Annotated in this window: 25 protein-coding genes and 1 tRNA gene; 5 read left to right on the plus strand and 21 right to left on the minus strand. The window is 44.7% G+C overall.

Annotation, left to right across the window (positions count from 1 at the left end; genetic code table 11):
* Positions 1-18: 18 nt before the first annotated feature.
* Both BTO09_RS03060 and BTO09_RS03065 read right to left on the minus strand, forming a co-directional pair.
* Complete coding sequence (locus tag BTO09_RS03060) at positions 19-741, minus strand: Bax inhibitor-1 family protein (protein ID WP_087523266.1); 723 nt, start codon at positions 739-741, stop codon at positions 19-21.
* A 14-nt stretch (positions 742-755) separates the two neighbouring features.
* Complete coding sequence (locus tag BTO09_RS03065; RefSeq protein WP_087523267.1) at positions 756-1,289, minus strand: hypothetical protein; 534 nt, start codon at positions 1,287-1,289, stop codon at positions 756-758.
* A gap of 138 nt (positions 1,290-1,427) precedes the next feature.
* On the opposite strand from BTO09_RS03065, the gene BTO09_RS03070 reads away from it, so the two are divergent.
* Positions 1,428-1,745, plus strand: a complete 318-nt coding sequence (locus tag BTO09_RS03070; protein WP_087523268.1) for a heavy-metal-associated domain-containing protein — start codon at positions 1,428-1,430, stop codon at positions 1,743-1,745.
* 219 nt (positions 1,746-1,964) lie between these two features.
* Here the strand turns inward: BTO09_RS03070 and BTO09_RS03075 are convergent, their stop codons facing one another.
* The 16 genes from BTO09_RS03075 to mraZ form a co-directional block, all read right to left on the minus strand.
* Entirely contained in the window at positions 1,965-2,849 is an 885-nt protein-coding gene (locus BTO09_RS03075) for a hypothetical protein (RefSeq protein ID WP_087523269.1), read from the minus strand.
* A 405-nt stretch (positions 2,850-3,254) separates the two neighbouring features.
* Positions 3,255-3,328, minus strand: a tRNA-Arg gene (locus BTO09_RS03080).
* 99 nt (positions 3,329-3,427) lie between these two features.
* Positions 3,428-3,877 carry a GatB/YqeY domain-containing protein gene (locus BTO09_RS03085; RefSeq protein WP_087523270.1) on the minus strand — a complete coding sequence of 150 codons (450 nt, stop codon included), beginning with the start codon at positions 3,875-3,877 and terminating at the stop codon, positions 3,428-3,430.
* Positions 3,878-3,981: 104 nt separating this feature from the next.
* On the minus strand, positions 3,982-5,943 hold the full coding sequence (gene ftsZ / locus BTO09_RS03090) for a cell division protein FtsZ (RefSeq protein ID WP_087523271.1): 1,962 nt from the start codon (positions 5,941-5,943) through the stop codon (positions 3,982-3,984).
* 24 nt (positions 5,944-5,967) lie between these two features.
* Entirely contained in the window at positions 5,968-7,293 is a 1,326-nt protein-coding gene (gene ftsA / locus BTO09_RS03095; RefSeq protein WP_087523272.1) for a cell division protein FtsA, read from the minus strand.
* A 3-nt stretch (positions 7,294-7,296) separates the two neighbouring features.
* A complete protein-coding gene (locus BTO09_RS03100) occupies positions 7,297-8,016 on the minus strand; it encodes a cell division protein FtsQ/DivIB (protein ID WP_157663412.1) in 720 nt (239 codons plus the stop codon).
* Positions 8,006-9,358: a UDP-N-acetylmuramate--L-alanine ligase gene (gene murC / locus BTO09_RS03105; RefSeq protein ID WP_087523274.1), complete on the minus strand. Its 1,353-nt coding sequence runs from the start codon at positions 9,356-9,358 to the stop codon at positions 8,006-8,008. The genes BTO09_RS03100 and murC overlap by 11 nt, the downstream gene beginning before the upstream one ends.
* Positions 9,355-10,455 carry an undecaprenyldiphospho-muramoylpentapeptide beta-N-acetylglucosaminyltransferase gene (gene murG, locus BTO09_RS03110; protein WP_087523275.1) on the minus strand — a complete coding sequence of 367 codons (1,101 nt, stop codon included), beginning with the start codon at positions 10,453-10,455 and terminating at the stop codon, positions 9,355-9,357. Before murG ends, murC begins: the two co-directional genes overlap by 4 nt.
* Positions 10,442-11,641 (minus strand): FtsW/RodA/SpoVE family cell cycle protein, encoded by a 1,200-nt coding sequence (locus BTO09_RS03115; protein WP_087523276.1) that lies wholly within the window; start codon positions 11,639-11,641, stop codon positions 10,442-10,444. Before BTO09_RS03115 ends, murG begins: the two co-directional genes overlap by 14 nt.
* A gap of 6 nt (positions 11,642-11,647) precedes the next feature.
* On the minus strand, positions 11,648-12,979 hold the full coding sequence (gene murD, locus BTO09_RS03120) for a UDP-N-acetylmuramoyl-L-alanine--D-glutamate ligase (protein WP_087523277.1): 1,332 nt from the start codon (positions 12,977-12,979) through the stop codon (positions 11,648-11,650).
* Positions 12,979-14,199 carry a phospho-N-acetylmuramoyl-pentapeptide-transferase gene (gene mraY / locus BTO09_RS03125; protein WP_087523278.1) on the minus strand — a complete coding sequence of 407 codons (1,221 nt, stop codon included), beginning with the start codon at positions 14,197-14,199 and terminating at the stop codon, positions 12,979-12,981. The genes murD and mraY overlap by 1 nt, the downstream gene beginning before the upstream one ends.
* 12 nt (positions 14,200-14,211) lie before the next feature.
* On the minus strand, positions 14,212-15,666 hold the full coding sequence (locus tag BTO09_RS03130; protein ID WP_087523279.1) for a UDP-N-acetylmuramoyl-L-alanyl-D-glutamate--2,6-diaminopimelate ligase: 1,455 nt from the start codon (positions 15,664-15,666) through the stop codon (positions 14,212-14,214).
* Positions 15,663-17,666, minus strand: a complete 2,004-nt coding sequence (locus BTO09_RS03135) for a penicillin-binding protein (RefSeq protein ID WP_087523280.1) — start codon at positions 17,664-17,666, stop codon at positions 15,663-15,665. Before BTO09_RS03135 ends, BTO09_RS03130 begins: the two co-directional genes overlap by 4 nt.
* The gene (locus tag BTO09_RS03140) at positions 17,656-17,976 is read right to left on the minus strand and encodes an FtsL-like putative cell division protein (protein WP_087523281.1); all 321 of its coding nucleotides are present in this window, start codon (positions 17,974-17,976) and stop codon (positions 17,656-17,658) included. The genes BTO09_RS03135 and BTO09_RS03140 overlap by 11 nt, the downstream gene beginning before the upstream one ends.
* Before the next feature lie 2 nt (positions 17,977-17,978).
* On the minus strand, positions 17,979-18,875 hold the full coding sequence (gene rsmH, locus BTO09_RS03145) for a 16S rRNA (cytosine(1402)-N(4))-methyltransferase RsmH (protein ID WP_087525471.1): 897 nt from the start codon (positions 18,873-18,875) through the stop codon (positions 17,979-17,981).
* Complete coding sequence (gene mraZ / locus BTO09_RS03150) at positions 18,862-19,335, minus strand: division/cell wall cluster transcriptional repressor MraZ (RefSeq protein ID WP_087523282.1); 474 nt, start codon at positions 19,333-19,335, stop codon at positions 18,862-18,864. Before mraZ ends, rsmH begins: the two co-directional genes overlap by 14 nt.
* A gap of 280 nt (positions 19,336-19,615) precedes the next feature.
* Between mraZ and BTO09_RS03155 the strand changes: the two genes are divergently transcribed.
* Positions 19,616-20,380, plus strand: a complete 765-nt coding sequence (locus BTO09_RS03155) for an alpha/beta fold hydrolase (protein WP_087523283.1) — start codon at positions 19,616-19,618, stop codon at positions 20,378-20,380.
* Positions 20,381-20,389: 9 nt separating this feature from the next.
* A complete protein-coding gene (gene yihA / locus BTO09_RS03160) occupies positions 20,390-21,004 on the plus strand; it encodes a ribosome biogenesis GTP-binding protein YihA/YsxC (RefSeq protein ID WP_087523284.1) in 615 nt (204 codons plus the stop codon).
* Here the strand turns inward: yihA and BTO09_RS03165 are convergent.
* Genes BTO09_RS03165 through gldB form a run of 3 tightly spaced genes read right to left on the minus strand, consistent with a single transcriptional unit; the run spans position 20,995 to position 22,697 of the window.
* Positions 20,995-21,369, minus strand: coding sequence for a hypothetical protein (locus BTO09_RS03165; protein ID WP_087523285.1), 375 nt, complete (start codon positions 21,367-21,369; stop codon positions 20,995-20,997). The two genes, yihA and BTO09_RS03165, sit on opposite strands and share 10 nt — an antisense overlap.
* 9 nt (positions 21,370-21,378) lie before the next feature.
* Positions 21,379-21,711, minus strand: coding sequence for a gliding motility protein GldC (gldC, locus tag BTO09_RS03170; protein WP_087523286.1), 333 nt, complete (start codon positions 21,709-21,711; stop codon positions 21,379-21,381).
* Positions 21,711-22,697 carry a gliding motility lipoprotein GldB gene (gldB, locus tag BTO09_RS03175; protein WP_087523287.1) on the minus strand — a complete coding sequence of 329 codons (987 nt, stop codon included), beginning with the start codon at positions 22,695-22,697 and terminating at the stop codon, positions 21,711-21,713. Before gldB ends, gldC begins: the two co-directional genes overlap by 1 nt.
* Before the next feature lie 91 nt (positions 22,698-22,788).
* On the opposite strand from gldB, the gene nadE reads away from it, so the two are divergent.
* Together nadE and BTO09_RS03185 are read left to right on the plus strand one after the other, a co-directional pair.
* Positions 22,789-23,577 (plus strand): NAD(+) synthase, encoded by a 789-nt coding sequence (gene nadE / locus BTO09_RS03180; RefSeq protein WP_087523288.1) that lies wholly within the window; start codon positions 22,789-22,791, stop codon positions 23,575-23,577.
* 144 nt (positions 23,578-23,721) lie between these two features.
* Positions 23,722-24,354 (plus strand): response regulator transcription factor, encoded by a 633-nt coding sequence (locus tag BTO09_RS03185; RefSeq protein WP_087523289.1) that lies wholly within the window; start codon positions 23,722-23,724, stop codon positions 24,352-24,354.
* Position 24,355: the final 1 nt, after the last annotated feature.

Here is a 24,355-nt window from a genome sequence, read left to right on the forward strand (position 1 = left end):
ATATCTTTTAAGCCTCCTTTAGTCGCTAGATAGTATGCTCAACACATACCAGAACAACAACATCAAAGCTCCGAAGAGACCTAGAGAAGCTGCCACATACTGCTCTTGTCTGTACTTGTGAACCATTTGAGAGGTTTGATACAAGATAGAGCCCGCAGCCAAAACTATCATTCCAACGCTAAACCAAAGCCCCAGATCAAAACCGAACAAGGTCCCCGCAATAATAAGACCCATAGCGATAAAAAATCCTATGGTGAGACCTGTCTTTAGATAAGAGAAGTCTTTCTTAGTAAGCAGCACAGCAGCCGTCAGACCAGAAAAGAGCGAAAGTGTGATAATAGCCGCCTGATTCAGCAATTCTCCAGCGCCATCGCCAGCAACATAGAGTGCAATTCCTATAAGCGGAATAAAAATAAAGGCCTCGGCAACTACGTACAAGAACAGCGCCGCATACTGCGTATTGCGATCTGTGGTTCCCATGGCCATAGACTCTGCCTTAGAAGTGGCAAACATAAAGCCTCCTAAAAGCAAAAGCCAGGTCCAGCCTTCGGCCAGCGAAAAGGCAAAATTCACTACTGCCGGGATCTGAAAGAAGATCGCCTCCACAGCAATGAATAACAAAACAGCCCCTGCCACATGCCCATAGGTCTTTTTGTAAAAGGCTACTTGTTCTTCTTGAGTCAGGTCTGCAACCATTTGCGGCTTAGCCTGTGGCTCATGAATTTCTTGAATTTGTTCCATATTAATTGTGTTAGTTATCGCTTAGATGATTCACCAACAAACTGTTGGCTTTTATTTTTAAATAGGACATTAAAGGTGGTCAGACTTCCATAACAGCGCGTAATGTATTGCTGAATGTCTATCTTTTCTTCCTCGTCCAGTTTCTTGTTGGAATTGATCTTCTGTTCCAAGACACGCAGCCTATCGCGCAGCATCACGATCTTGTTAAAGAAGGTCTTTACCGGTATCTCTTTAGCAGCCAAATTAGGGTCCGAAGGTTGCAAGGTCATAGTTCCGCCATTCCATTTATCTCCAAGAGGTACTATCTCGGTGACATCACTCCACTTCTGCAATATCTCTCTCAGGCTTTTTTCAATTTCATAGAAACTCACAGTGTCGACCTCGTCGTCTACCGCCTCTATTATCTCAAAATCGGCATCAACCCCAATGGTCTCTAGGCCAGAATCCATAAAAGTGACCCAATACATTTTGGCGGTTACATTAGTGACTACTCCTTTGCCATAATCTGGGTGTGCGATCCGCGAGCCTATGCCCAATATTCTATTCATGAATTTTCTTTTCTCCTAAATTAAACACTTTCTTTCATCTTGCCAATAATCATCCTTAAATAAACACCTCATAACTGACCAATATCATTGTAAGAAAATACTGTTCCCGCTAAGTTTGAACAAATTAATCTTAGTGTTATGAAAACAACCATTAAAGTTCAAAATTTGAGATGTTCCGGTTGTGTAAACACCATTAGTAACCGACTGGAGCGCATTCATGGAGTATTAGAGGTGTCGGTTAATCCAGAGACCAACGAAGTCTGTTTAACCCACAACAATAAATCAACACTCAACGCTGCTATTTACAAATTGAGCAAGCTTGGATATCCCTTAGAAACCGCCTTGAACAGCCTAGGCAAAAAGGCGAATGCTTTGGTAAGTTGTGCCAAAGGCAGAACGGGAATCGCAGACATGCTTTATCATGTACAACAACAGCGAAAAAGAGAAGCCTATTAATTGTATTGATTAGGTTTACGAGCGCCTCGTGAAGTAGAACAAGTTCACTTCACGACCGCGCTCTCCACTATATCTTTTTGGCTTGCCAAAAAGGCTATCGAAATGAAGTTTTACAACAGTAAAACCAAACGTCTTGCAGAGGTTTGATGGAGATACATGCTGCGACAAGCCCTGCAGCGAACTGCGTTCTGCTGCTGGATCGCTGGCGCGAGGGAATTACTAATCATCACAAGGTAATCGAATACCTGCGTCCTTATGAATCTCTGTAATTTCTTTAGACAATTCTATTATTTCGACCTTCTTCAACCGATCTTGAATTGCTTCTAATACAATTAAGTAATTAAAGTAATCTTGATAAAGAAGGTCTTTGTCAAATTTGAGAAGAACAAGATCATATTTCGAAAATAGATCAAATATTGCCTCAGCTTCAAGCAATGCCGTTCTGTTTCCAGCTCCACGGTAAAGACCATCTGATTTTAGCGTAAGAGAGATACAGTTCTTAGCATTCAATACCTCATCGATTGCGTTCTGTTGCACAGAATAAATTGCCTGCTCTACTGTTCTTATTGTATTTAGAAGATAAGGTCTTGGTGGAACAGGCAGTTCACTTGGAATTGTATTTTTAATACTATCTCTCTTAATCAGATCAGATTGTGTTAACATATGATCCGGAATATTAAGTATAAAAAAAGAGGAATGATTAGGATATCGAATTGCTTTTACCCTAGAACTTATCCTTTTCTCGTCCGAAGCTCTGTAATAAAAATAAAGTTTGGAGGCAGTAGTTGATGCAATTTGCGACTTTACCATATCCACCGTCTCATAAGCAACATCCTTATCAATAATCAAATGAACCTGAGCTTTTGGAATCATAAAATAACTGCCGTAGTTAGGTATGCCTTTGTACAGTGCTTTAGACAAATCAGCAGGTGAAATTGTATCGTTAAAAAGGATTATTTCTTCCGTTTTTAGAATATAGATCGGGTAATAAGGTGTAGATACTGATCGATAATCCCCATCATACGCAGGCAACTCCATGTCTGAAGTCTGTCCAGAGCAAATCGCGCAAGCAAAAAGGACAATAAGTAGAATTTTGATTTTCATTAAGCATTATGATATTAGGGGAGATCATAAAACTAATAAAAATGGATTACTCGCTGGAATAACGCCGCTGGCGCCAATAGAATTGTTCGCTAAACGGACATCGAGTGAATTTTGATCCGCAAAATTTGTATCGAGATGTCAATAAATGAACTAATTACTTCCCACGCGACAGGCCAATGCCTCAGCTAAAAATGTCCACAGGACATTTTCTTCACGCTCGGCAGCCTCCAACGCTCCGCGACCAACTTGAGGATTACTCACTCCGCTCGTGATCCTTCAACGCTCCGCGGTAAACGAGGATTCTTTGCTGCGCAAAGTTCCTCCAACGCTCCGCGTTGAAAGTGCAAAAAGCACAAAAAAGAAAAAGCAAGCTATTCTTTTTTGCTTGCTTTTTCCACTTATTCGTGACCGCGGAAGGATTCGAACCCTCAACCCTCAGAGCCGAAATCTGATATTCTATCCAGTTGAACTACGCGGCCAGTATTTTTCTATCCAGTTGCCTTGTCCTGCGAAGGCTATGCCGCAGCAGGAAACTACGCGGCCGGTCTATCCCCATGAAAATGGGGATCTCCATATTTTTAAGACAACTTCGCTTTAACCAATTTAGCAATGGTGCTACCATCGGCTTTACCGGCGAGTTTGCCGTTAGCCATACCCATGACCTTGCCCATATCTTTCATGCTAGAAGCTCCGGTTTGGGCAATGATCTCGTCTACCACCTTCCCTATCTCTTCTTCAGACATTTGTTCTGGCAAGAATTGCGAGATGATCTCTGCCTGAGCCAATTCAGGCGCTGCAAGATCGTCTCTCCCTTGCTCGGTAAAGATCGCGGCGCTGTCTTTGCGCTGTTTTACCAACTTCTGAAGCAATTTAAGCTCTTCTGCTTCGGTAAGTTCGGCCTTGGCACCAGATTCAGTTTGCGCCAAAAGAATGGCCGACTTTACGGCTCTTAACGACTCTAAAGCCTGGCTGTCTTTTGCTTTCATAGCCACTTTCATGGCATCCATTACTTTGGATTGTAAACTCATTGTTTATGGGCTTTAAACTAGAGTGCGAAGATAAAAAAATAAACCCGAAAGTGGCGTACCACTGTCGGGCTTAACGGGAAATGTAACACTAAACAAAAAAGTCTTTAATCTACATTGTCATGCAGGAAAGAGTTGTTATTTCTAAGCGATATGTCATCGTCGTCCAAGTTCACGGTGGTTCGTGAAATATCAGACTCAGAAGTATCTGCATCTTCCAATTCTATGCCCATACGCTTATAGGCAGGTTGCTTTTCAATATCGTCGATCTTGGAAGCGCTGTTTCTAAATTTGTAGTTGAATTCTTTGAGTTTGCGCTTGCGTTCCTCGGTACGATCCTTTAATAGCTTAGAAATAGGACTATTAATTGGGTCGCCATCTTCTTCGGCTTCGGCAGTTTCTTCTGGAGCTGTCTCCACGATCTTCTTTTCCATCACCAATTCCTCGTCCAATACTTCAGGCTCGGCTTTGGCTGCGGTCAAAGCAGTTTCCATCTCTTGATAATCGTCCAAGCTATAACGCTTCACACCTTCTTGAGTGAACTCGGTAACAGGAACTACTTCTATGGCTTCGTTCACCTCGATCTCTTCTACAGGCTTTTTAAGTACAGGAACATCTGCTACCTCGGCTGCAGGGGTAAGCTCCTCTTCTGCCTCCTCAGACAAAGGCAGATCGAACATTAGCATCTGCTCTTCTGCAGGGTTGTCTTCTTCCACCTCTGGGGTAACTACCTCGGTAGTGGCTTCAACGATCTCAAAATCGTGCACCTCCATAGCGTTGATCACTACCTGTTCAAACTCTGCGATATGGTGAATATCAACCTCCTCGTAAACCACTGGTATTTCTTTCAACAAAGCAGTGGTCTCTATATAACCTTCAAAAGGCAGTTCGGGAGTTTCCTCTTCTTCAAACAAGGTATGTTTAATGATAGGTTCCGCCTCTGGCTCTTTTGCTACCACTTCGCTCAGCAATGGACCGCTAGTCATTGTATCGGTATGATCTTCTAAAACCTGTTGTGCGGCTTGCTCTTCTTCTAGCGTGTGAACAATACGCTTGGTCTCGGTATTTACAATTTCATTTTGTTGCTCGGCATTGAAACCGGTCGCGATTACTGTAATGGCAATAGCACCGTCTAGGCTTTGATCTTCTCCAACCCCCATGATGATGTTGGCCGAATAACCCGCCTCGGTCTGAATGTAATCACTGATCTCACCGATCTCATCAATGGTGATCTCCTCCTGACCAGAAACAATAAGCAAGAGCACATTCTTAGCTCCTGTGATCTTATTATCGTTAAGCAATGGAGAGTCCAAGGCTTTGGTGATGGCTTCGTGTGCTCTGTTAGCTCCGGAGGCCTGAGAGCTTCCCATTATAGCGGTACCACTGTTAGCCAGAACGGTCTTGGCGTCGCGCAAGTCAATGTTCTGCGTATAGTGGTGGGTAATTACTTCGGCTATTCCACGAGCAGCTGTGGCTAAGACCTCATCGGCCTTAGAAAAACCGGCTTTAAATCCGAGGTTCCCATAAACCTCGCGCAATTTGTTGTTGTTGATCACAATAAGAGAGTCCACGTTTTTACGCAGATTCTCCACCCCGATCTGGGCCTGATCGTTTCTCATTTTCCCTTCGAACTGAAAAGGAATGGTAACGATACCCACGGTAAGGATATCCATCTCCTTGGCCATTTTAGCGATGATAGGGGCCGCTCCTGTACCAGTTCCACCTCCCATACCTGCGGTAATAAAGACCATCTTGGTATTGGTGGACAGCATGGCTTGGATCTCTTGCATGCTTTCCATGGCGCTTTGCTCTCCAATGATAGGATTGGCACCTGCACCTAGGCCCTCTGTAAGAGTGAGTCCAAGTTGTATCTTGATCGGCACCGGGCTGTTCTCCAAGGCCTGACTGTCTGTATTACAGATCACAAAGTCTACGCCTTTGATGCCCTGTTGGAACATGTGATTGATGGCATTGCTACCACCACCGCCAACACCGATCACCTTAATGACATTAGATTGATTCTTGGGTAAATCAAACGCGATGTTGTCGAATTCGTTTGTACTGCTCATAGTTAGTTTTTTGTGAGATTACTGCTATTCAGCGTTGTCTAAAAAATCTTTGAACTTCTCGGCCCACTTGTCAAAAAAGCGCTTGCGCTCCTTGGGGACCTGGTCGTTCTGTGGTTCGTCTATATCTTCTTGAGGTTCCTGGTTTGCTTCGGCCTCTGCCGCCACAACTTTTACCCCTTCGTGTCTGTTTTGTGATTCCAGGCTATTAAGCACCAGACCAACAGCAGTGGCATAAAGTGGACTAGTCGTTTCACTGTCGCTGTCTCCTGCCAGATGTTCGTTCGGATATCCGATACGAGTATCCATACCGGTAATGTATTCCACCAACTGCTTGAGGTGCTTGAGTTGAGATCCTCCGCCAGTAAGTACAATACCTGCAATCAATTTCTTTTTCTGCTCTTCGTGGCCGTAGTTCTTGATCTCTAAATACACCTGCTCTATGATCTCTACCACACGAGCGTGAATGATCTTTGAGAGGTTCTTCAAAGTAATCTCCTTGGGCTCACGACCTCGCAATCCAGGAATAGAAACGATCTCATTATCCTTGTTCTCTCCTGGCCAAGCCGATCCAAATCGGATCTTAAGTAATTCGGCCTGCTTTTCTATGATAGAGCAGCCTTCTTTTATGTCTTCGGTGATCACATTCCCTCCAAAAGGAATCACCGCCGTATGACGAATGATGCCGTCTTTAAATATGGCGAGGTCTGTAGTTCCACCTCCTATATCGATCAAGGCAACTCCTGCTTCTTTCTCTTCCATGCTGAGCACAGCATTCGCAGATGCCAGCGGCTCTAGGGTTATTCCGCCAAGCGAAAGCCCTGCACTTTTTACGCAACGACCAATGTTTCTTATAGAAGAAACCTGCCCTACCACAACGTGGAAGTTGGCTTCTAGACGCCCTCCGTACATTCCGATAGGTTCTTTGATCTCTGCCTGACCATCAACTTTAAAATCTTGTGGTAAAACGTGAATGATCTCCTCTCCCGGAAGCATAACAAGCTTGTGAACCTGATTGCAAAGGGTGTCTATATCGTCTTCGCCTATAACCTCATCGCTGTTGGGACGGGTTATATAATCGCTGTGTTGTAAGCTGCGGATGTGCTGCCCGGCTATACCTACCACCACATCAGAGATCTTCATCCCTGAAGAACTCTCGGCGTCTTGAACGGCTTGTTGAATGGACTGAATGGTTTGGGTAATGTTGTTCACCACTCCGCGGTGTACCCCCAAACTCTTGGACTTTCCTATCCCAAGGATCTCCATTTTTCCGTATTCATTGGTACGCCCGATCATGGCCACGATCTTAGTGGTTCCAATGTCTAATCCTACTGCAATGGTTTGCTGTTCCATAAACTACTTTTTTGTGGCGACCACCTGGTGATCCATCATGAGGTTGACCAGTTGATAATTGCCCAAGGTTTTATCTTTGATTGTTTTCTGATAAAACGCTTTAAAATTTTGAAACTTCCGTTTGATATTCACCGGTTTACCCAGTAAAATCTTAAAATCATAGGTTCGCACACGCATGATCAGGGTCGAGTCGCGTTGCTGCTCTATGGCAACAACATGTTGCACCATGAAAGGATCCGCAAGGATCTCGTTCAACACATGGGTAACAGGTTTTAAATTATCCTCAGAAACACCGCTCACCAAAGGCACTCGTAAGGAATGAACTCGGGATAGGGGCATTTTGGTACCTTCTTCGTCAATGTAATAAGAAGGATTGGACGCCACTCGGGCTATGGGCCTTCTTTGTGTAACGCGTGCTCCAAGTACACCATCCAAAGAGAGAAAAACATCGGCATTTCGGATCATAGGATGGCTATTTAATCGACCTTCTAATGCATTCAAATCTATTATATCTTTATCTACAGCTGCGATGCTGTCTGCTTTTTGTATTAACAATTTATTAACCATAGCCTCGGTTATCAGCGCGCTACTTCTATCTTCAAAACTAACAGCTACGGCCTGTAATTTTCTATTGGAATTTCGCTTATTAGAAAACGCGTAAACCACTGCTATCAGCACGATTACAAAGATCATTCGCCCTATGTTCACTAACCTAGTTCGCATGCAAGTGTTCTGTTATGTTTTTTACTTCAACGCCAATATCTCCAGCCCCAAGGATCAAGATCACTTCACAGTCGCTTTTTTGAATCAAGTCCGGGAGGTCAATTTTGCTTACAAGCTGTTTGTTTTCGTTCGCGATCGCGTCCAACAAAACTGCAGAACTCACCCCAGGAATTGGCAACTCCCTCGCCGGGTAAATATCTAAAAGCAGCACTTGGTCAAACTGTGCCAAACTCAGCGCAAATTCCGGCAGAAAATCTCGCGTACGGCTATACAAGTGCGGTTGAAAAACCACTAATTTCTTTTTATTCGGATAGAATTCACTCACCGCTTGAAAGACCGCATTGATCTCTGTCGGATGATGCGCATAATCGTCTATCAGTACCTTGTTCTCATCGCGATAGGCAAATGAAAACCTACGTCTAACACCCTTGAATTCAAATAACGCTTTGGGCAGGCAATCGGTTGGGGTTCCTATTGAAATTGCCATACCCAAAGCGGTAATCGCATTGAGCAAATTGTGGTGCCCCGGCAATGAAAAACGGAGCGATTTCAATTCACCACGAGGCGTTTTTAAGTCGAAGGTATAAGCCCCGTCCTCAACGCGGATATTTTTAGCCTCATAGTCAGCTCCGTCTTCTATGCCCACAGTGGTACCAGAGAGTGGGAGCTTTTTAGGATGTAATACAAGTTTAGGATCCGGCACCAAGGCAGCGAATTCCTTAAAGGTCTTTTCGAATTCTTCTTCCGAACCGTAGATGTCTAAATGATCGGCATCCATGGCAGTTACACAAGCAACATCTGGTCGCAATTGCAAAAAGGAACGATCGAACTCATCGGCTTCTACTACGGTAAACTCATCGCCTTTGGCAATGTAGTTGGAGTCGTAGTTCTCTGCTATACCGCCCAAGAAAGCCGTGACAGGTACATTGCAACTGGCCAGCAAATGACCAAGAATTGCAGAGGTGGTAGTCTTGCCATGCGTTCCAGCAACGGCAAGAGATTTACTAGCTCTAGTGATCATTCCCAAGACCACAGCACGTTTGTGGATTTGATGCACTCCAGTACTAAAGAATTGAAGCTGTTCGTGCTGTCGGGGGATGGCCGGGGTATAAACCACCAGAGTATCGGTTTGTTCAAAACCGTCTGGAATGGCATCGAGTTGGTCGCTGAAGGTTATGTTGATTCCGAGCTCGACCAGAGCGTCGGTTAGTGTTGTTTGTGTTTTGTCATAGCCAGCCACAGCAAAACCACGAGCCTTGAAATATCGCGCCAAAGCGCTCATTCCAATACCACCAATACCGATGAAATATACACGTGCTATGTCTTTAAAAACTCCGCTCATAATTGTTTTTCCAATAGGAGTTTGGCAACCTCGGCCACTATAGCATCTGTAGCATGAGGTTTGGCTAATTTTTTAATGTTTTCACTTAAGGTTCGCTGTTTGTTTGCATCGCTAAGCAAACCCTTAAAGGCGTCGGCAAAGTGCATATCGGCCTCACTTTCTTGCAGGTAAATACAAGCCTCCTCTGCAGCGATGGCCGCAGCGTTCTTGTTCTGATGATCTTCTGCCACATTAGGCGATGGAATAAAGATCACCGGCTTGCCCACCAAACAAAGTTCGGACACTGACAAGGCTCCAGCTCGCGAAACGATCATATCCGCAGCAGCATAGGCCATATCCATAGCGTAGATAAAATCCTTGACAATTACTTTCGCGCTATTGTTGGTTTTAAACTCTTCGTAATACAAGCTTCCGCACTGCCAGATCACCTGAACATCCTCTGTTTTAAACAAGGGTAAATGCGCATGGATCAAATTGTTGATCTTACGCGCCCCCAAACTGCCACCTAAAACTAAAAGCACAGGTTTATCCGGCTCTAGTCCGAAGTGTTTTAAAGCCGTGGCCTTGTCAACTTTTAGATCGATGAGATCTTGACGTACCGGGTTACCGGTAAACACAAGTTTCTCTTTGGGGAAATACTTTTCCATACCCGCATAGGCAACACAGATGGTCTTGGCCTTTGGAGCGATCCATTTGTTGGTGATCCCTGCATGCGAGTTTTGCTCCTGAATGAGACAAGGCACACCTTTATTACTCGCCACTCGAAGCAAAGGAGCACTGGCGTAACCTCCTGTCCCTATGGCCACATCGGGCTTAAAGGATTTTATGATGGCTGCAGAGCGTCTCAAACTTGCCAAGAGCTTGAACGGTACTTTCAAATTCTGTAAGGATACTTTGCGCTGCAATCCTTGAATAGACAAGCCCACGATCTTATAACCGGCTTTGGGAACTTTTTGCATTTCCATGCGATCTTTGGCGCCAACAAACAAGAATTCCGCATTTGGATACTTCTCTTTGAGCGCATTGGCAATGGCTATAGCCGGATAAATATGACCTCCGGTTCCTCCTCCTGATATGATGAATTTATATGGCTTCACTGAGTATATCTAAAGGATTATCGGTATCTGATTCTGAATTATGCTGACGGATCTCTTCTCTTTTTGCGCTTACGCTCAAGATCATTCCCAAAGCGAGGCAGGTCATCCAAATAGAGGTTCCTCCACTACTGATAAGTGGCAGGGTCTGCCCAGTTACAGGGAAGAGCTCAACAGCCACGGCCATATTGGTCAAGGCCTGAAAAACTATAGGCAAGCCTACTCCAACCACCAACAATTTCCCGAATATGGAATCTGCTTTGTAAGCGACTATTACCAGGCGGAAGAGCAAGAGCATATACAAGAGCATTATGGTCAGTCCACCAACAAGACCCCACTCTTCTACGATCACGGCATAAATGAAATCCGAAGAAGATTGCGGCAAGAAATTCTTTTGTACCCCATGACCGGCTCCAACACCAAATAAACCACCTGTAGCGATACCCATTTTAGACTTCTCGATCTGATAGTCGGCCTCTTTGTCGGGAGTGTCATCTAGAAAATTGTCGATACGACTTATCCAAGTATCTACCCTGTTGGGAAACAGATCTGGAAAAGCCTTAGCAGACATGATGAAGAGTGTGAGGAATAAGGCCCCGGCAATTAAGATGATTCCCAAATACTGCAACGGATATCCGCCGAGAAACACCAAGAGCACTACCATGGCAAAAATGATAGCCGTGGTGGAGAAATTCGCAGGTAAGATCAGCAATAACACAACAAAAACGGGCAACCATAACGGAACTATAGAGGCTTTAAAGCTGATCTTTTCATCCTTGATCTTAGAAAGATAGCGCGCTACATAGGTAAGCAGTACCACCGCTGCCAAGGTAGAAGTTTGAAAGGTCACCCCCACAAAAGGGATGCGTATCCAACGACTCGCATTGGCTCCTTCTATGGTGGTCCCTTCCGCCAGGGTAATTATCAATAGCAAAAATACCACCGGCAAAGCGATGATAGACAAGCCCCTAAAATAGCGGTAGGGAATACGGTGAACCCCGTAAAGTATTGCAAAGCCCAGCATTAAGTGGGCGAAGTGCTTCACCAAGTATTTAAAGGTGTTTCCATCTCCATACAGATAGGCCAGGTTACTACTGGCGCTATAGACAGGTAGAAACGAGAACAGGGCCAAAAGAGCAGCAACTGCCCAAATGGCTCTATCACCTTTTATGTTGGTAAATACACTCATACTCTGTTATAGCGAACGAACAGCTTCTTTGAACTGACGCCCTCGGTCTTCGTAATTTTTAAACAGATCGAAACTGGCACAAGCAGGAGACAAAAGCACGGTATCTCCGCGTTCTGCTATGTGATAGGCCACATTTACAGCATCTTGCATGCTGGTGGTCTCTACCAAAAGATCTACCACATTTCCAAAGCTGTCTATAAGCTTAGAATTGTCAATTCCCAAGCAGATCACTGCTTTTACTTTTTCGTTGATCAGCGGCAAAAGCTCGCTGTAGTCGTTTCCTTTATCAACTCCGCCCACTATCCAAACAGTCGGAGTTTCCATACTCTCTAAAGCGTAGTAGGTGGCGTTAACGTTAGTGGCTTTGGAATCGTTGATGTACTGCACATTGTTGATCTTCAGTACGCTTTCTAAACGGTGTTCTACACCTTGAAAATGAGTCAGGGACTGTCGGATGGTCTCCTTGCGGATATCTAACAAGGTTGCCACTGTGGCTGCAGCCATAGCGTTCTTTAAATTGTGTTGTCCCTGTAATCCTAATGAGGCTATTGGCATATTGATTTGGTTATTTGCTATTGTAATTATTATGTTTTTGTCGTCTATATAAGCACCTTCTTCAAGGGGTCGCTCCAATGAAAAAGGCAGTTTTTTTGCTCGAATGGTATGGTCCTTCATTCCGGCCGCTATGTTCGGATCGTCTCCGTCATAGATCAGATAGTCAGCTTCTGTCTGGTTTTGACTGATCTTGAACTTTGCATCGCGATAAGCCTCAAAGCTGTAACCGTAGCGATCCAAATGATCTGGAGTTATATTGGTTATCACCGCAATATGAGGTTTGAACTGCTCAATATCGTCCAGTTGAAAACTGCTCACCTCCAAAACAAAATGACTCGCTGGCTGGTCTAAGAGCAGGCCGGCAAAGCTGTTTCCTATATTGCCACCCATCGCTACGTTCAAGCCGCCTTCTTTAAGCAGAAAATGCGTCAAAGATGTGGTGGTGGTCTTGCCATTGCTTCCCGTTATCGCCACCACAGTTTGATCTGTGTAACGACTGGCAAACTCGATCTCTGAGATCACAGAAATGCCTTGCTTTCTAAGCAATTGTATCGGAGCTGCCTTTTCAGGTATCCCCGGACTTTTAACAACCAGATCGGCTTCGAGCAGGCGCGCATCGGTATGAGCGCCCATCTCCCATTCGATTTCATTTTTTGTAAGAACGTTTTGGGTTTCGGAGTCTATTTGTCCAAAATCGGACACAAAAACCGTCCAACCCTTTGCCTTTCCAAGCAAGGCAGCACCTAGGCCGCTTTCTCCGGCTCCCAGTACTACCAGTTTCATTAGCGGATCTTTAAGGTCACTATCGCCAGTATGGCCAGGAATATCCCAACGATCCAAAAGCGAGTCACAATTTTACTTTCGTGCATCCCCTTTACCTGATAATGATGGTGTAAGGGCGACATTCTAAAGATCCGTCGGCCCTCGCCGAATTTCTTTTTGGTATACTTGAACCAACTCACCTGCATGATCACCGATAGGTTCTCTATCAGGAAGATCCCACAGAGAATTGGTATTAACCATTCTTTTCTGATGGTGATGGCTATCACCGCTATGATCCCTCCTATGGTAAGACTTCCCGTGTCGCCCATAAACACTTGAGCCGGAAAGGCATTGTACCAGAGGAATCCTATTAATGCACCCACAAAGGCACTGATAAACACCGCGATCTCCCCTGTTCTAGGGATATACATGATGTTCAGATAATCTGAGAAAATGATGTTACCAGAGATCCAAGCAAAGATTCCCAGTGTGAGCACTATGATGGCCGAGGTTCCTGCTGCCAGACCATCTACTCCGTCGGTAAGGTTGGCACCATTAGAAACAGCCGTAATGATCAAAATGACAATAGGAATGAACAAGAGCCATGTGTATTTGGCATAGTCGTCTCCCATCCAAGTAAGTAGATCGGAATATTCAAACTCGTTATTGGGCACAAAAGGAATAGTGGTCTTGGTAGATTTGATCTCCTCTCCTACCGAGCGGATCAAAGTAGTCTGATTCTCTGTTTGAACCTCAATCTTTTCCTTTATGGTCACATTGTCGTGAAAGTAAAGTGTACATCCAACGGCAATCCCTAAGACCACTTGTCCAAAGACCTTAAACTTACCCGGCAGGCCGGCTTTGTCTTTTTTAAAGGTCTTGATATAATCGTCTATAAAACCTATGGTTCCCATCCACAGGGTGGTCACTATGAGTAAGATCACATAGATGTTCTCCAATTTGGTAAACAACAATACAGGAACCAGGGTAGCTAAAATGATGATCACTCCTCCCATGGTTGGAGTACCTGCTTTTTCGTTTTGCCCTGCCAAACCAAGGTCGCGAACGGTCTCCCCGATCTGCTTTTTGCGTAGCAGGTTTATGATCCGCTTTCCGAACACGGTCGCGATGATCAGCGAAGTGATCACAGAAAGGGCCGACCTAAAGGAGAGGTACTGAAAAAGCCCTGCGCCCGGAAGGTTGTATGTGTTTTCTAAATATTCGAACAAATAATACAGCATAGCGCTCCGAGCTTAGTTAGTTAGTAGTTGATGGATGATCTTATAATCGTCAAAATCAAAGCGTTCACCTTTGATCTCTTGATAGGCCTCATGCCCCTTACCGGCAATAAGTATAATGTCGTTAGCGTTGGCCATTTTAGTGGCTGTCTTTATAGCTTGTTTTCTATCTGTGATCGATAGGGTTCTCTTAAAGTGCTGTGGTTCTACGCCCTTTTCCATGGCTTCAATAATGGCGTCCGGATCTTCGCTTCTCGGGTTATCACTGGTAAAGATGGCAGTGGTGCTCATGGCTGCAGCGATCATTCCCATTTTGGGTCGCTTGTCTGCATCTCTATCGCCACCACAACCTACTACGGTAATGAGTTGCTCGTTTCCGGTTCTGATAGCATTGATGGTTTCCAAGACATTCTTTAAGGCATCGGGTGTGTGCGCATAATCCACTATGGCTGTCACTTGCTGCTGATTGGTGAAATACTGGAATCGGCCAGAAACACTCTCCAACTCACTGATATACTGCAGGTTTTCCATGGAGTCCATCCCCAACAGATCCGCAGTAGCATAAATAGCCAAGAGATTATAAGCATTGAATTCTCCAATGAGTTTAACCCATAGCTCTGCATTATTTATTTTGAGCAACATGCCACTGAACTGATGCTCCAAGAGTTGTGCTTTATAATCGGCTATGGATTTCAAGGCATAACCGTGTTTTTTGGCCACACAGTTCTGCAGCATATAGCGTCCGTTCTTATCGTCTAGATTGGTAAGCGCAAAAGCATCCTTGGGCAACTGATCAAAGAAGGCCTTTTTTACATCCCGATACTCTTTGAAACTGTTGTGATAATCCAAGTGATCATGGGTCAGGTTTGTAAAGATCCCACCTTTGAACTGTAAGCCTTCGGTTCGCTTCTGATGGATTCCGTGACTGCTTACTTCCATAAAGCAATAGTCTACTCCTGCATCGACCATTTGGCGCAAATATCCATTGATCGCCAAGGGGTCTGGCGTGGTATGCGTTGCGGGGAAATCCTGCTGATCAACTTTGACCACCACCGTAGAAAGCAGCCCAACTTTATATCCCGCCTTGCGATACAGCTCATAGAGCAAACTTGCTACCGTGGTCTTTCCATTGGTACCGGTTACTCCTATGAGTTGCAGTTCTGCGGATGGTTCGTTGTAATAGTTGGCCGCGATCTGGGCCAAAGCGGCATTGGCATCGGCAACAACCGCGTAAGTAACGCCATTGACCACATCCTTAGGCAGCTGCTCACAGACTATCGCAATAGCTCCAGCATGTGTTGCTTTGGTAATATAGTCATGACCGTCTACCTGGGTTCCGCGGATGGCTACGAACACATCGTTCAAACCGATCTTACGCGAATCAAAGGCGACAGTATTTACCGCCACATCTGTCCCCCCGACCACTGAATCGAGAGAAACCTTATAGAGTAAATCCTTGAGTTTGATCACGATAATGTCAGGGTTATTTTTTGTCCTTCTCTAAAGCTTGTACCACTGTCTATGGATTGCTGAATCACATTTCCATTGCCTATCAGTATTACTTCCAAGCCCATATTCTCCAATAATGCAACTGCATCCATGCCCGCCATACCCTTTACATTGGGTACTTGTTTGGCCGCTTTTTGGGCCATGGCATAATATTTTTCGAAATCTCCGGCTACTTGTTGGCTGGGTTCATCCAGTATTTTCACCTCATCCATTACAGGAACGTCTGTATAGATCTTTTGAGCAATGCGCTTAAAGACCGGTCCAGATACATCGGCTCCGTAGTAACCTTTTTTAGTACTCGGTTTATGAATGATCACTATACAAGAATACTTCGGATCATCTGCGGGAAAGTAACCTGCAAAAGAAGAGATATAACGTTTGTTCTCTTCCCAATCAGATTCCCAGTATTCGGTTTGGGCGGTCCCTGTTTTTCCGGCCATGGAGAAGTAGTCGCTGTAAAGACCGTCGCCGGTTCCGCGTTTAACAACATTCTCCAGAACTGCTTGTACCTTAGAAATGGTAGATTTGGAGCAAATAGCTGGGTTGATCACTTCTGGTTCAAAGGTTTCTATAGCGCGATTCCAGGTACGCACTTCGGAGATGAAATAAGGCTTTACCATTACCCCATCGTTTGCAATGGCGTTGTAAAAGGTTAAGGTCTGAAGCGGTGTCAAGGTAAGACCATAGCCATACGCCATAGAAGGCAAGGCGTTTCTACTCCACTTGGAATTTCCGGGCTTAGGCATGTCCGGACTCCCTTCTCCTTGGATGCTGATACCGATTGGCTTGTCCAAGTTCCAGCCTTCCAAGATCTTAATGAATCGCTCCGGATCGTCCTTGTAGTTCTCATCGATAAGTCTGGCCAATCCGATGTTAGAAGACACCTCCAAGGCGCGTGCCGCAGAAATAGTTCCGTATCCTCCCGTTTTTGAATCGCGAATGCGTCTGCCGTAAAAAGTATAAGCGCCTCGGCCAGTCTCTACAACCGTCGAGGTATCGATCACTTGATCTTCTAAGGCTGCTGCGAAAGCCATTACTTTAAAAGTAGACCCTGGCTCGTGCGCCTCGCCTACAGCATAATTGTAGGCTTCGTAATATTTTCCGTCTGAGGTTCGCCCAAGATTGGAGACGGCTTTAATTGCCCCGGTCTTGACATCCATCACGATCACACAACCGTGCTCCGCTTCGTAGTATTCCAACTGACGCAACAAGGCGTGATGCGCTATATCTTGAATATTTACGTTGATCGTGGTCACCACGTCAAAGCCATCCTGAGGCTCTATCTCGTTGTCATCGCTCAAAGGCTTCCATTGCCCTTTGGCAATCTTCTGCTTCATACGACGCCCCTCCTTACCTCTTAAAAAGGATCCGTAGGCTCCTTCTAGTCCAATTCTGGTTATAAAGCCGTTCTCGTCCGTGCGCTCATAACCAATGGTTCTGCGCCCTACCTCACCAAGCGGATGTTCTCTTCGGGTACTTTGATCTACGATGATACCACCTTTGAACGGCCCCTTTTCGAACATCGGAAAGCCTTTTATCTTCACATAATCGGAATAACCCAAATTGCGTGCTATCAATAGGTATCTGTTCTTATTTTGACGCGCCTTGCGCAAGCGTTGTTGATAATATGCTGGGGTTTTGCCCAACATTTTGGCCAGTTCTTTGGACAGCGGCACCAAGTTCTCCTCAAAAACAGCATTGGACACGGTCACTGCATCAAAACGGATCTCGTATTTAGGTACCGAAGTTGCGAGCAAACTGCCGTCGTCGGCATAAACATTTCCGCGATTGGCCGGGATCACAAAATTCTTCAAGGTATTCTCTTGTGCCAGCTCGCGATATTGATCTCCTTCTACAAATTGGATCTTGACCAATTGTATAGTGATGAGTAGGGCAAATACAAACAAGGCCCCGGCAACGAAGTACAAACGACTGAGTATGTGTTTTTCGTTAACGGCCATTACTACTTATTTGAATTTTTGTCGGAGGAGTTTCTGACGGAGCCAATCCACGCGACTTCAAGGCCGCCAAGACACGACTCTCCATTCTGGCTTGTGCCAGCTTCATACGAACGTCGACATACTCACTCTTGAGTTCTTTTACTTGGTTATTGAGCTGAGCAATACGATGTACTTTCTTGTCTGCACTGTGAGAACTCGCTATCATGATCAAAGCCAAGAACGAAAGGAAAATGATGAATTTCCAGTTCTTCATGGCGTCCTCGCTCACCAAGAATTTACCCTTAAGTATGTGGTAGATATTGTCTTTCATACTTAAAGTTTTTCTGCTATTCTGAGCTTGGCAGAACGAGCTCTATTATTTATTTCGATCTCCTCCGCAGTAGGAACAATAAATTTCCCAACGGGCTTAAATGGCACCTCGGCTCTACCAAAGACATCTTTCTCAGGCTCACCTTCAAACATGCCGTTGCGCATAAAGCGCTTCACCAAGCGATCCTCTAAAGAATGATAAGAGATCACCGAAAGTCTACCGCCAGGCTTAAGTACTTCTTGAGTCTGTAGCAAGAATTCCTCCAAGGCTGCTAACTCGTCATTTACAGCAATCCGCAAGGCTTGAAAAACCTGCGCCATTACCTTGTGCTCCTTATTTCGCGGAATAAATCGTTTGATAACCTCCTTTAAAGTGTGCGTATCAACGATCTCTTTTTTTGTGCGATACTCAACGATCAAACGCGCCATTCCGGCTGCCGCACGCAATTCCCCATACTTGCGCAATATCTGCGTAAGCTCCCCTTCTGATGCCTCGTTGACCAGATCTTTGGCAGAAAGCCCTGCCTTTTGATTCATTCGCATGTCGAGCTCGGCATTGAATCGCGTAGAAAATCCGCGCTCCGCTTGATCGAACTGATGAGAAGAAACTCCAAAATCTGCAAGGATGCCATCAACCTGCTTATGCCCGTGAAAACGCAAAAAGCGTTTGAGGTATCTAAAATTTTCTGGAATAAGAGTAAAACGAGGATCGTCTATTATGTTGGCTTGAGCGTCTGGATCTTGGTCAAAAGCTAACAAGCGGCCATTTTCATCCAAGCGGCTGAGAATCTCCCGCGAATGGCCACCGCCTCCAAAAGTTACATCGACATAAATTCCCGCCGGCTTAATGTCAAGCCCTGCTACAGTTTCTTCTAGTAAAACGGGTTTATGATAATCCATCAACATCATGCGCTGTATCGCCCATTACCTCTTCGGCCAGATCGGCAAAGTCATTCGCTGCATCCGCTATCGCGGTTTCATACTTGGCTTTGTCCCAGATCTCAACTATTGTGACGGCCGAAGCAATTACAATTTCTTTTGACAGACCTGCAAATTGCATCAGGTCTTTCGGGATCAACAATCGTCCGGTACTATCCAACTCCACTGTACGAACACCTGCGGTAAAACGGCGAATGAAATCGTTGTTCTTTCTATTGAACCTATTGAGTCCACTCATCTTATCCATCAGATTGTTCCACTCACTCATCGGATAGAGTTCCAAGCACGGTTGAAACACAGCGCGTTTGATCACGAAGCCATCCGCCAATGAAGGAGACAGTTGCTTCTTCAAACCAGCAGGCACCATAACGCGACCTTTCACGTCTGCTTTACAATCGTATGTACCAATGAGATTGAGCACGGAATTTCCCGAAAAAATTTGTTTAGTTGGTCAAATATATCAATATTTTACCACAATTTACCACATTTTACCACATTGTTGATAAGTTTTACCACCCTAGTGTAGAAACCCCCATAAACCTTTGATTTTTAATAATTTGAACGTCTTATTTTTGTTGTTTATTGTGAGCCTCTCACAGGCTTTGTAACCCCCGTAAACATTTGTATTTTAGACCGACAAACCCAAGGACGTATTCGCCGATAATTACCTATATTTGCGACAGTCAACTAGCAGCAACCGAATGGCCCACCAATTAAAGAAAGCAGGCAAATTCAGCTACCTCGAGAAAGGGGAAGGCACTCCTATCATCATACTTCACGGGTTGATGGGTGGTCTGTCAAACTTTGATGCAGTTACTAAGCACTTCCCGGAACACGGTTACAAGATCTTGATTCCGGAACTCCCTATTTATACCATGCCACTTCTAAAAACCAATGTTAAAACCTTGGCGGTTTACGTATCTGATTTTATTGATCACATTGGCGAGCAGCAGGTTATTCTATTGGGGAATTCACTAGGAGGACACATAGGGCTTTTATGTACCAAATTGTACCCTGAAAAGATAAAGGGTCTAGTGATCACTGGGAGTTCTGGCCTCTATGAAAGCGCCATGGGAGAAAGCTATCCAAAACGTGGAGATTACGAGTACATTAAGCAAAAGGCAGAGAATGTGTTCTACGACCCTAAGGTAGCGACCAAAGAGATCGTTGATGAGGTCTATGCCACTGTTAATGACAGAAACAAGCTGATCCGCACCTTGGCGATCGCCAAGAGTGCCATTAGACATAATATGGCTAAGGACTTACCTAATATGCCTAATCCAACTTGTATCATTTGGGGTAAAAACGACAATGTGACTCCACCTAACGTGGCAGAGGAATTCCACGAACTCCTCCCAGACTCAGACCTCTATTGGATCGACAAATGCGGCCATGCAGCCATGATGGAACATCCGGATCGATTCAACGAAATCTTACACGCTTGGCTCCGAGAGCGACAGCTATAATCTAGCCCAATGGATATCAAATCCGCAACTTTTGTAATGAGCAACAGCGATGTTGCCAAATGCCCGAAGAGCAACTTACCGGAATACGCCTTTATTGGCCGATCTAATGTGGGTAAGTCGTCGCTGATCAACATGCTCACCAATAGAAAGAGTTTGGCAAAAACCTCTGGGAGACCAGGTAAAACGCAGCTCATCAATCATTTTTTGATCAACGAGAATTGGCATCTGGTCGATTTGCCGGGCTATGGCTACGCTCGTGTTTCTAAATCGGACAAGAAGACCTTTCAGAAGTTCATTACGCAATATTTTGAGCGTCGTAAACAATTGGCCATGGGCTTTGTCTTGGTAGATTGTCGCCACGAGCCACAACCCATTGACTTGGAGTTTATGCAATGGCTGGGCGAGAACGCTTTACCTTTTGGAATAATCTTTACCAAAGCAGATAAACTCAAACCCAATGCCTTAAAACGAAATGTAGATACGTATCTGCAGCGTTTATTGGAAACCTGGGAAAGCCTGCCTCCCTACTTCATTACCTCTAGCGCAAAACGCACTGGCGCGGAAGAGTTGCTCGATTATATTGATACTATAAACAAAGAGATTGAGCAGCAATCTCAATTGTAAGCCTGCAACTTCTCAGTTACGCTAGCTATCAGGGCATGAGCATCGGCCAGAGCCTTTAACTGCTCCGCAGTCATAAAAACCTCTAAAGACTGCTCGGTTTCCATTAAGATAATTGGGAACTCATATTTAGGAAGCCATTTGGAACGAAACGCCTTTTCAAATTCATCTTTGTGATAAAAATACATGGGCAATGTTGCTTCTTGCCTGAATGTCTTCCAGGCTGCCACTTCTTGAAAACTGTTGTGCGTTAAACTACAGAGGTCACAGTTATAGGTCTCTGGCGACAACCATTTGTGCAAACTGTCTTTTAGGGCATTGAGCTTCCCCGAATTTGCATTGTATACAAAATGCAAGGCTCGCTTCATTTGGGACTGTTACTTGATACCTGTTTTGTCGGCGAAGTAATCGACAAAATCCAACATGGTATCGGCCATTTTATCGTCGTTGGTTGCGCGTTTGTAGGTGCCCGCCATTCCCATCAAGGTCTGATAAAAGAACACCTTCATCTCCTCAACTGGCATATCCTTGGTCCAAAGGTCTATGCGCAAAGCTTCTTTCCCTTTCGGATCCCAAACAGAGATCAAGGCCGCCTTGGATTCCTGATCGGTAACTCCGCCATCGGCTGCGGTCCAACGCAACTTTTCCGGAACTCTATTTTCGTCCAATTCGACTTTAAATGATATCTCTGAAGTATGATTATTTGCCATTATTTTTTTGGTTTGTATTTGGACTGCTGATACAATTGATCTGCAGGTATAGTTAGCATTTCAGACAAAGAACTGCCGGTGTTTTCCATAAAAGCCTTGACCATTTGCAAGCCCATATAACGCCCTATTCTACCCGGAGATTCATTGTCTATCTCTAAATAGAACTTAGAAAATGGCGCTGGATTTATGAATTGGTTCAACAACTTCGGATTCGTATCATAAAGCACTTCGCGCTCTACAAAATAGCGCCAAATGTCCATCTCATTCTCCTGGGCCCATTGCAATTCGGACTCGGAATATCCAAGTATAGAAGCCTCGGATTCCAAAGGCAAAAGCAATGATTGCAGAAAGAGCAGCTTACCGTGATAAAGCATTTGCCCCAGAAAACTTCGATCTCTTGCAGGTGGCACATAAGCACGACTAGCCAGGTTTGCAACATCAACTATCATTTGATCCGGCTCCATATTGGCCGAAATATATAGTGGAATTCCTTCGTAAAACGGATGCGTTGCCCCCAAGTAATTGTCCAGACCAATACTCATCTCTCCTGCTGCCCAAAGCACAGGATCCTTGTAATCTACCTCAGAGATCACTGTGTAGACCCTTGGTGGCTCAAAATCTGGAAAGTAGTATTTCAAGTGCTGGAACAACAACCGAAGCTGCTCCTCTTGCTCGCTAAAATCGGGAAAGCTCTTTTGAACCTCTCTTGCCAAGGCCTGCAACAGGGTATCTCGTTTTTTAGCTATCCAGAAACTGTCTGGGTATTGCTGCGGAAACAACTGCGGATACTTTGCCTTAAGCTGTGGGATCTCGCTTTCTGAAGCCTTGTCGAATTCCAGATCGAATCTAACGATATCTGTATCGACAGTAACAGCCAAAACCTCTGGTTTGACTTCCGGATTATTCGCACAAGAAAAAATCAAACTAAAACTAGCCGTCAAAACTAGAATTGGCAGCAGTTTCTTAAGACTTAGTACTTGATTCATATTCGTATAACGCGAGGGCAAAAAATAAATTTTAAAATCCTTAATTTTGCTAAGCAAAGGTACGTTAAATCAACCTAAAAGAAAGTGAAAAATGCAAGTAGATAAAGTAACAGAACACATCGTTTCATGGCTTAAGACCTATATAGAAAATGCAGGCCTGGATGGCTTTGTGGTAGGTGTAAGCGGCGGAATAGATTCTGGAGTTACTTCTACACTCTGCGCCATGACCGGTTATCCTACGCTTTGTTTAGAGATGCCGATCCATCAAGCTGCTTCGCAAGTAACACGAGCAGAAGAGCATATTGCACAGCTCAAAGAACGATTTGACAATGTTTCGTCGCATCGCGTTGATTTAACACCAGTTTTTGAAGGTTTCAAGGATCAAACACCACCTGTAGAAGACGACACTTTATTGGACCTTTCACTAGCCAATACCAGAGCGCGCCTGCGCATGACTACCCTGTATTATTTTGCCGGATTGAAACGTTATTTGGTAGCTGGAACAGGCAATAAGGTAGAAGACTTCGGAGTTGGGTTTTATACCAAATACGGAGATGGAGGTGTGGACCTCAGTCCAATAGCCGATCTGATGAAAAGCGAAGTCTATGCTGTGGGCGCACATATAGGAGTTCCTCAGGCGATTATGAAGGCCGCCCCTACCGATGGATTGTTCGGAGATAGTCGCACAGACGAAGATCAGATCGGAGCATCCTACGATGAATTAGAATGGGCCATGGCCATGCAAGATCAAGGCAAGGAACCTAGTGATTTTGAAGGCCGAAAAGCCGAAGTATATCGCATCTATTTACGGTTAAACCGTATCAATCAGCACAAGATGCAACCCATTCCAGTATGCGAAATCCCTCAGGATTTACGCTAAGTCCGTGCTTTATCGAAAATTCTGTACGTTAAACGAAATTTAATTCGGTCAGTATACCTTTTTGCTATTTTTGAAATTGTAGTATTTCTACTACACAAAAACAAACTGGCAACGAAATGTTACCAGTAACATAACCTCACAATTATGACCAAAGTATTAATAGCGGATCACCACCCCGTCGTACGCAAGGGTATTGAATGTCTGCTTCAAGGGCACGAAACGATCGAGATCGTTGACAAAGTGCACAATGGAACAGAGCTTTACAAGGCCTTGCGCGAAGAAAAACCCGATGTACTTGTCATGGAAATCGACATTCCACAAGTAAACGGTATAACCGCGCTTCGAACTATCAAGGCTGAGTTCCCAGATGTACGCGTGCTGATCTATTCAACCAATCCTGAGGAGATCTACGCCCTGCGTTCTATCAAATCTGGAGCGGCAGGCTACGTTCCTAAAACCGCATCGACCAAAGTATTTGTAGATGCCCTTGAATTAGTGGCAAAAGGAGGAATATTCTTGAACGAAGAGTTAACATCAACTTTCACGTCTCGTAACGTTGGCGAATCCAGTGCGATCAGCCGTTATAAAAAATTATCTTCTCGCGAGATCGAAGTACTCAATCTGTTGTCTAGCGGTAAGCGCAATAAAGACATTGCCAATGCCTTAGACATCAATGAAAAAACCGTGAGTACTTACAAAACGCGTTTGCTTAAGAAATTGAAAGTGGACAATCTGGCGGATCTCATTCACCAGTCGCGAATGTTCCAATTCAGATAGT

It is taken from the genome of Gilvibacter sp. SZ-19, assembly GCF_002163875.1.
GTDB lineage: Bacteria > Bacteroidota > Bacteroidia > Flavobacteriales > Flavobacteriaceae > Gilvibacter.

Coding starts and splice junctions, on each gene's coding strand:
- yihA (WP_087523284.1), top strand. CDS start 20,390: ATGGATATCAAATCCGCAACTTTTGTAATGAGCAACAGCGATGTTGCC.
- mraY (WP_087523278.1), bottom strand. CDS start 14,199: ATGCTGTATTATTTGTTCGAATATTTAGAAAACACATACAACCTTCCG.
- BTO09_RS03100 (WP_157663412.1), bottom strand. CDS start 8,016: ATGCGAACTAGGTTAGTGAACATAGGGCGAATGATCTTTGTAATCGTG.
- ftsZ (WP_087523271.1), bottom strand. CDS start 5,943: ATGAGCAGTACAAACGAATTCGACAACATCGCGTTTGATTTACCCAAG.
- BTO09_RS03065 (WP_087523267.1), bottom strand. CDS start 1,289: ATGAATAGAATATTGGGCATAGGCTCGCGGATCGCACACCCAGATTAT.
- murC (WP_087523274.1), bottom strand. CDS start 9,358: ATGAGCGGAGTTTTTAAAGACATAGCACGTGTATATTTCATCGGTATT.
- ftsA (WP_087523272.1), bottom strand. CDS start 7,293: ATGGAACAGCAAACCATTGCAGTAGGATTAGACATTGGAACCACTAAG.
- BTO09_RS03155 (WP_087523283.1), top strand. CDS start 19,616: ATGGCCCACCAATTAAAGAAAGCAGGCAAATTCAGCTACCTCGAGAAA.
- BTO09_RS03140 (WP_087523281.1), bottom strand. CDS start 17,976: ATGAAAGACAATATCTACCACATACTTAAGGGTAAATTCTTGGTGAGC.
- BTO09_RS03185 (WP_087523289.1), top strand. CDS start 23,722: ATGACCAAAGTATTAATAGCGGATCACCACCCCGTCGTACGCAAGGGT.
- BTO09_RS03085 (WP_087523270.1), bottom strand. CDS start 3,877: ATGAGTTTACAATCCAAAGTAATGGATGCCATGAAAGTGGCTATGAAA.
- BTO09_RS03060 (WP_087523266.1), bottom strand. CDS start 741: ATGGAACAAATTCAAGAAATTCATGAGCCACAGGCTAAGCCGCAAATG.
- BTO09_RS03070 (WP_087523268.1), top strand. CDS start 1,428: ATGAAAACAACCATTAAAGTTCAAAATTTGAGATGTTCCGGTTGTGTA.
- gldB (WP_087523287.1), bottom strand. CDS start 22,697: ATGAATCAAGTACTAAGTCTTAAGAAACTGCTGCCAATTCTAGTTTTG.
- BTO09_RS03075 (WP_087523269.1), bottom strand. CDS start 2,849: ATGAAAATCAAAATTCTACTTATTGTCCTTTTTGCTTGCGCGATTTGC.
- nadE (WP_087523288.1), top strand. CDS start 22,789: ATGCAAGTAGATAAAGTAACAGAACACATCGTTTCATGGCTTAAGACC.
- BTO09_RS03135 (WP_087523280.1), bottom strand. CDS start 17,666: ATGGCCGTTAACGAAAAACACATACTCAGTCGTTTGTACTTCGTTGCC.
- BTO09_RS03115 (WP_087523276.1), bottom strand. CDS start 11,641: ATGAGTGTATTTACCAACATAAAAGGTGATAGAGCCATTTGGGCAGTT.
- BTO09_RS03165 (WP_087523285.1), bottom strand. CDS start 21,369: ATGAAGCGAGCCTTGCATTTTGTATACAATGCAAATTCGGGGAAGCTC.
- gldC (WP_087523286.1), bottom strand. CDS start 21,711: ATGGCAAATAATCATACTTCAGAGATATCATTTAAAGTCGAATTGGAC.
- rsmH (WP_087525471.1), bottom strand. CDS start 18,875: ATGGATTATCATAAACCCGTTTTACTAGAAGAAACTGTAGCAGGGCTT.
- murD (WP_087523277.1), bottom strand. CDS start 12,979: ATGAAACTGGTAGTACTGGGAGCCGGAGAAAGCGGCCTAGGTGCTGCC.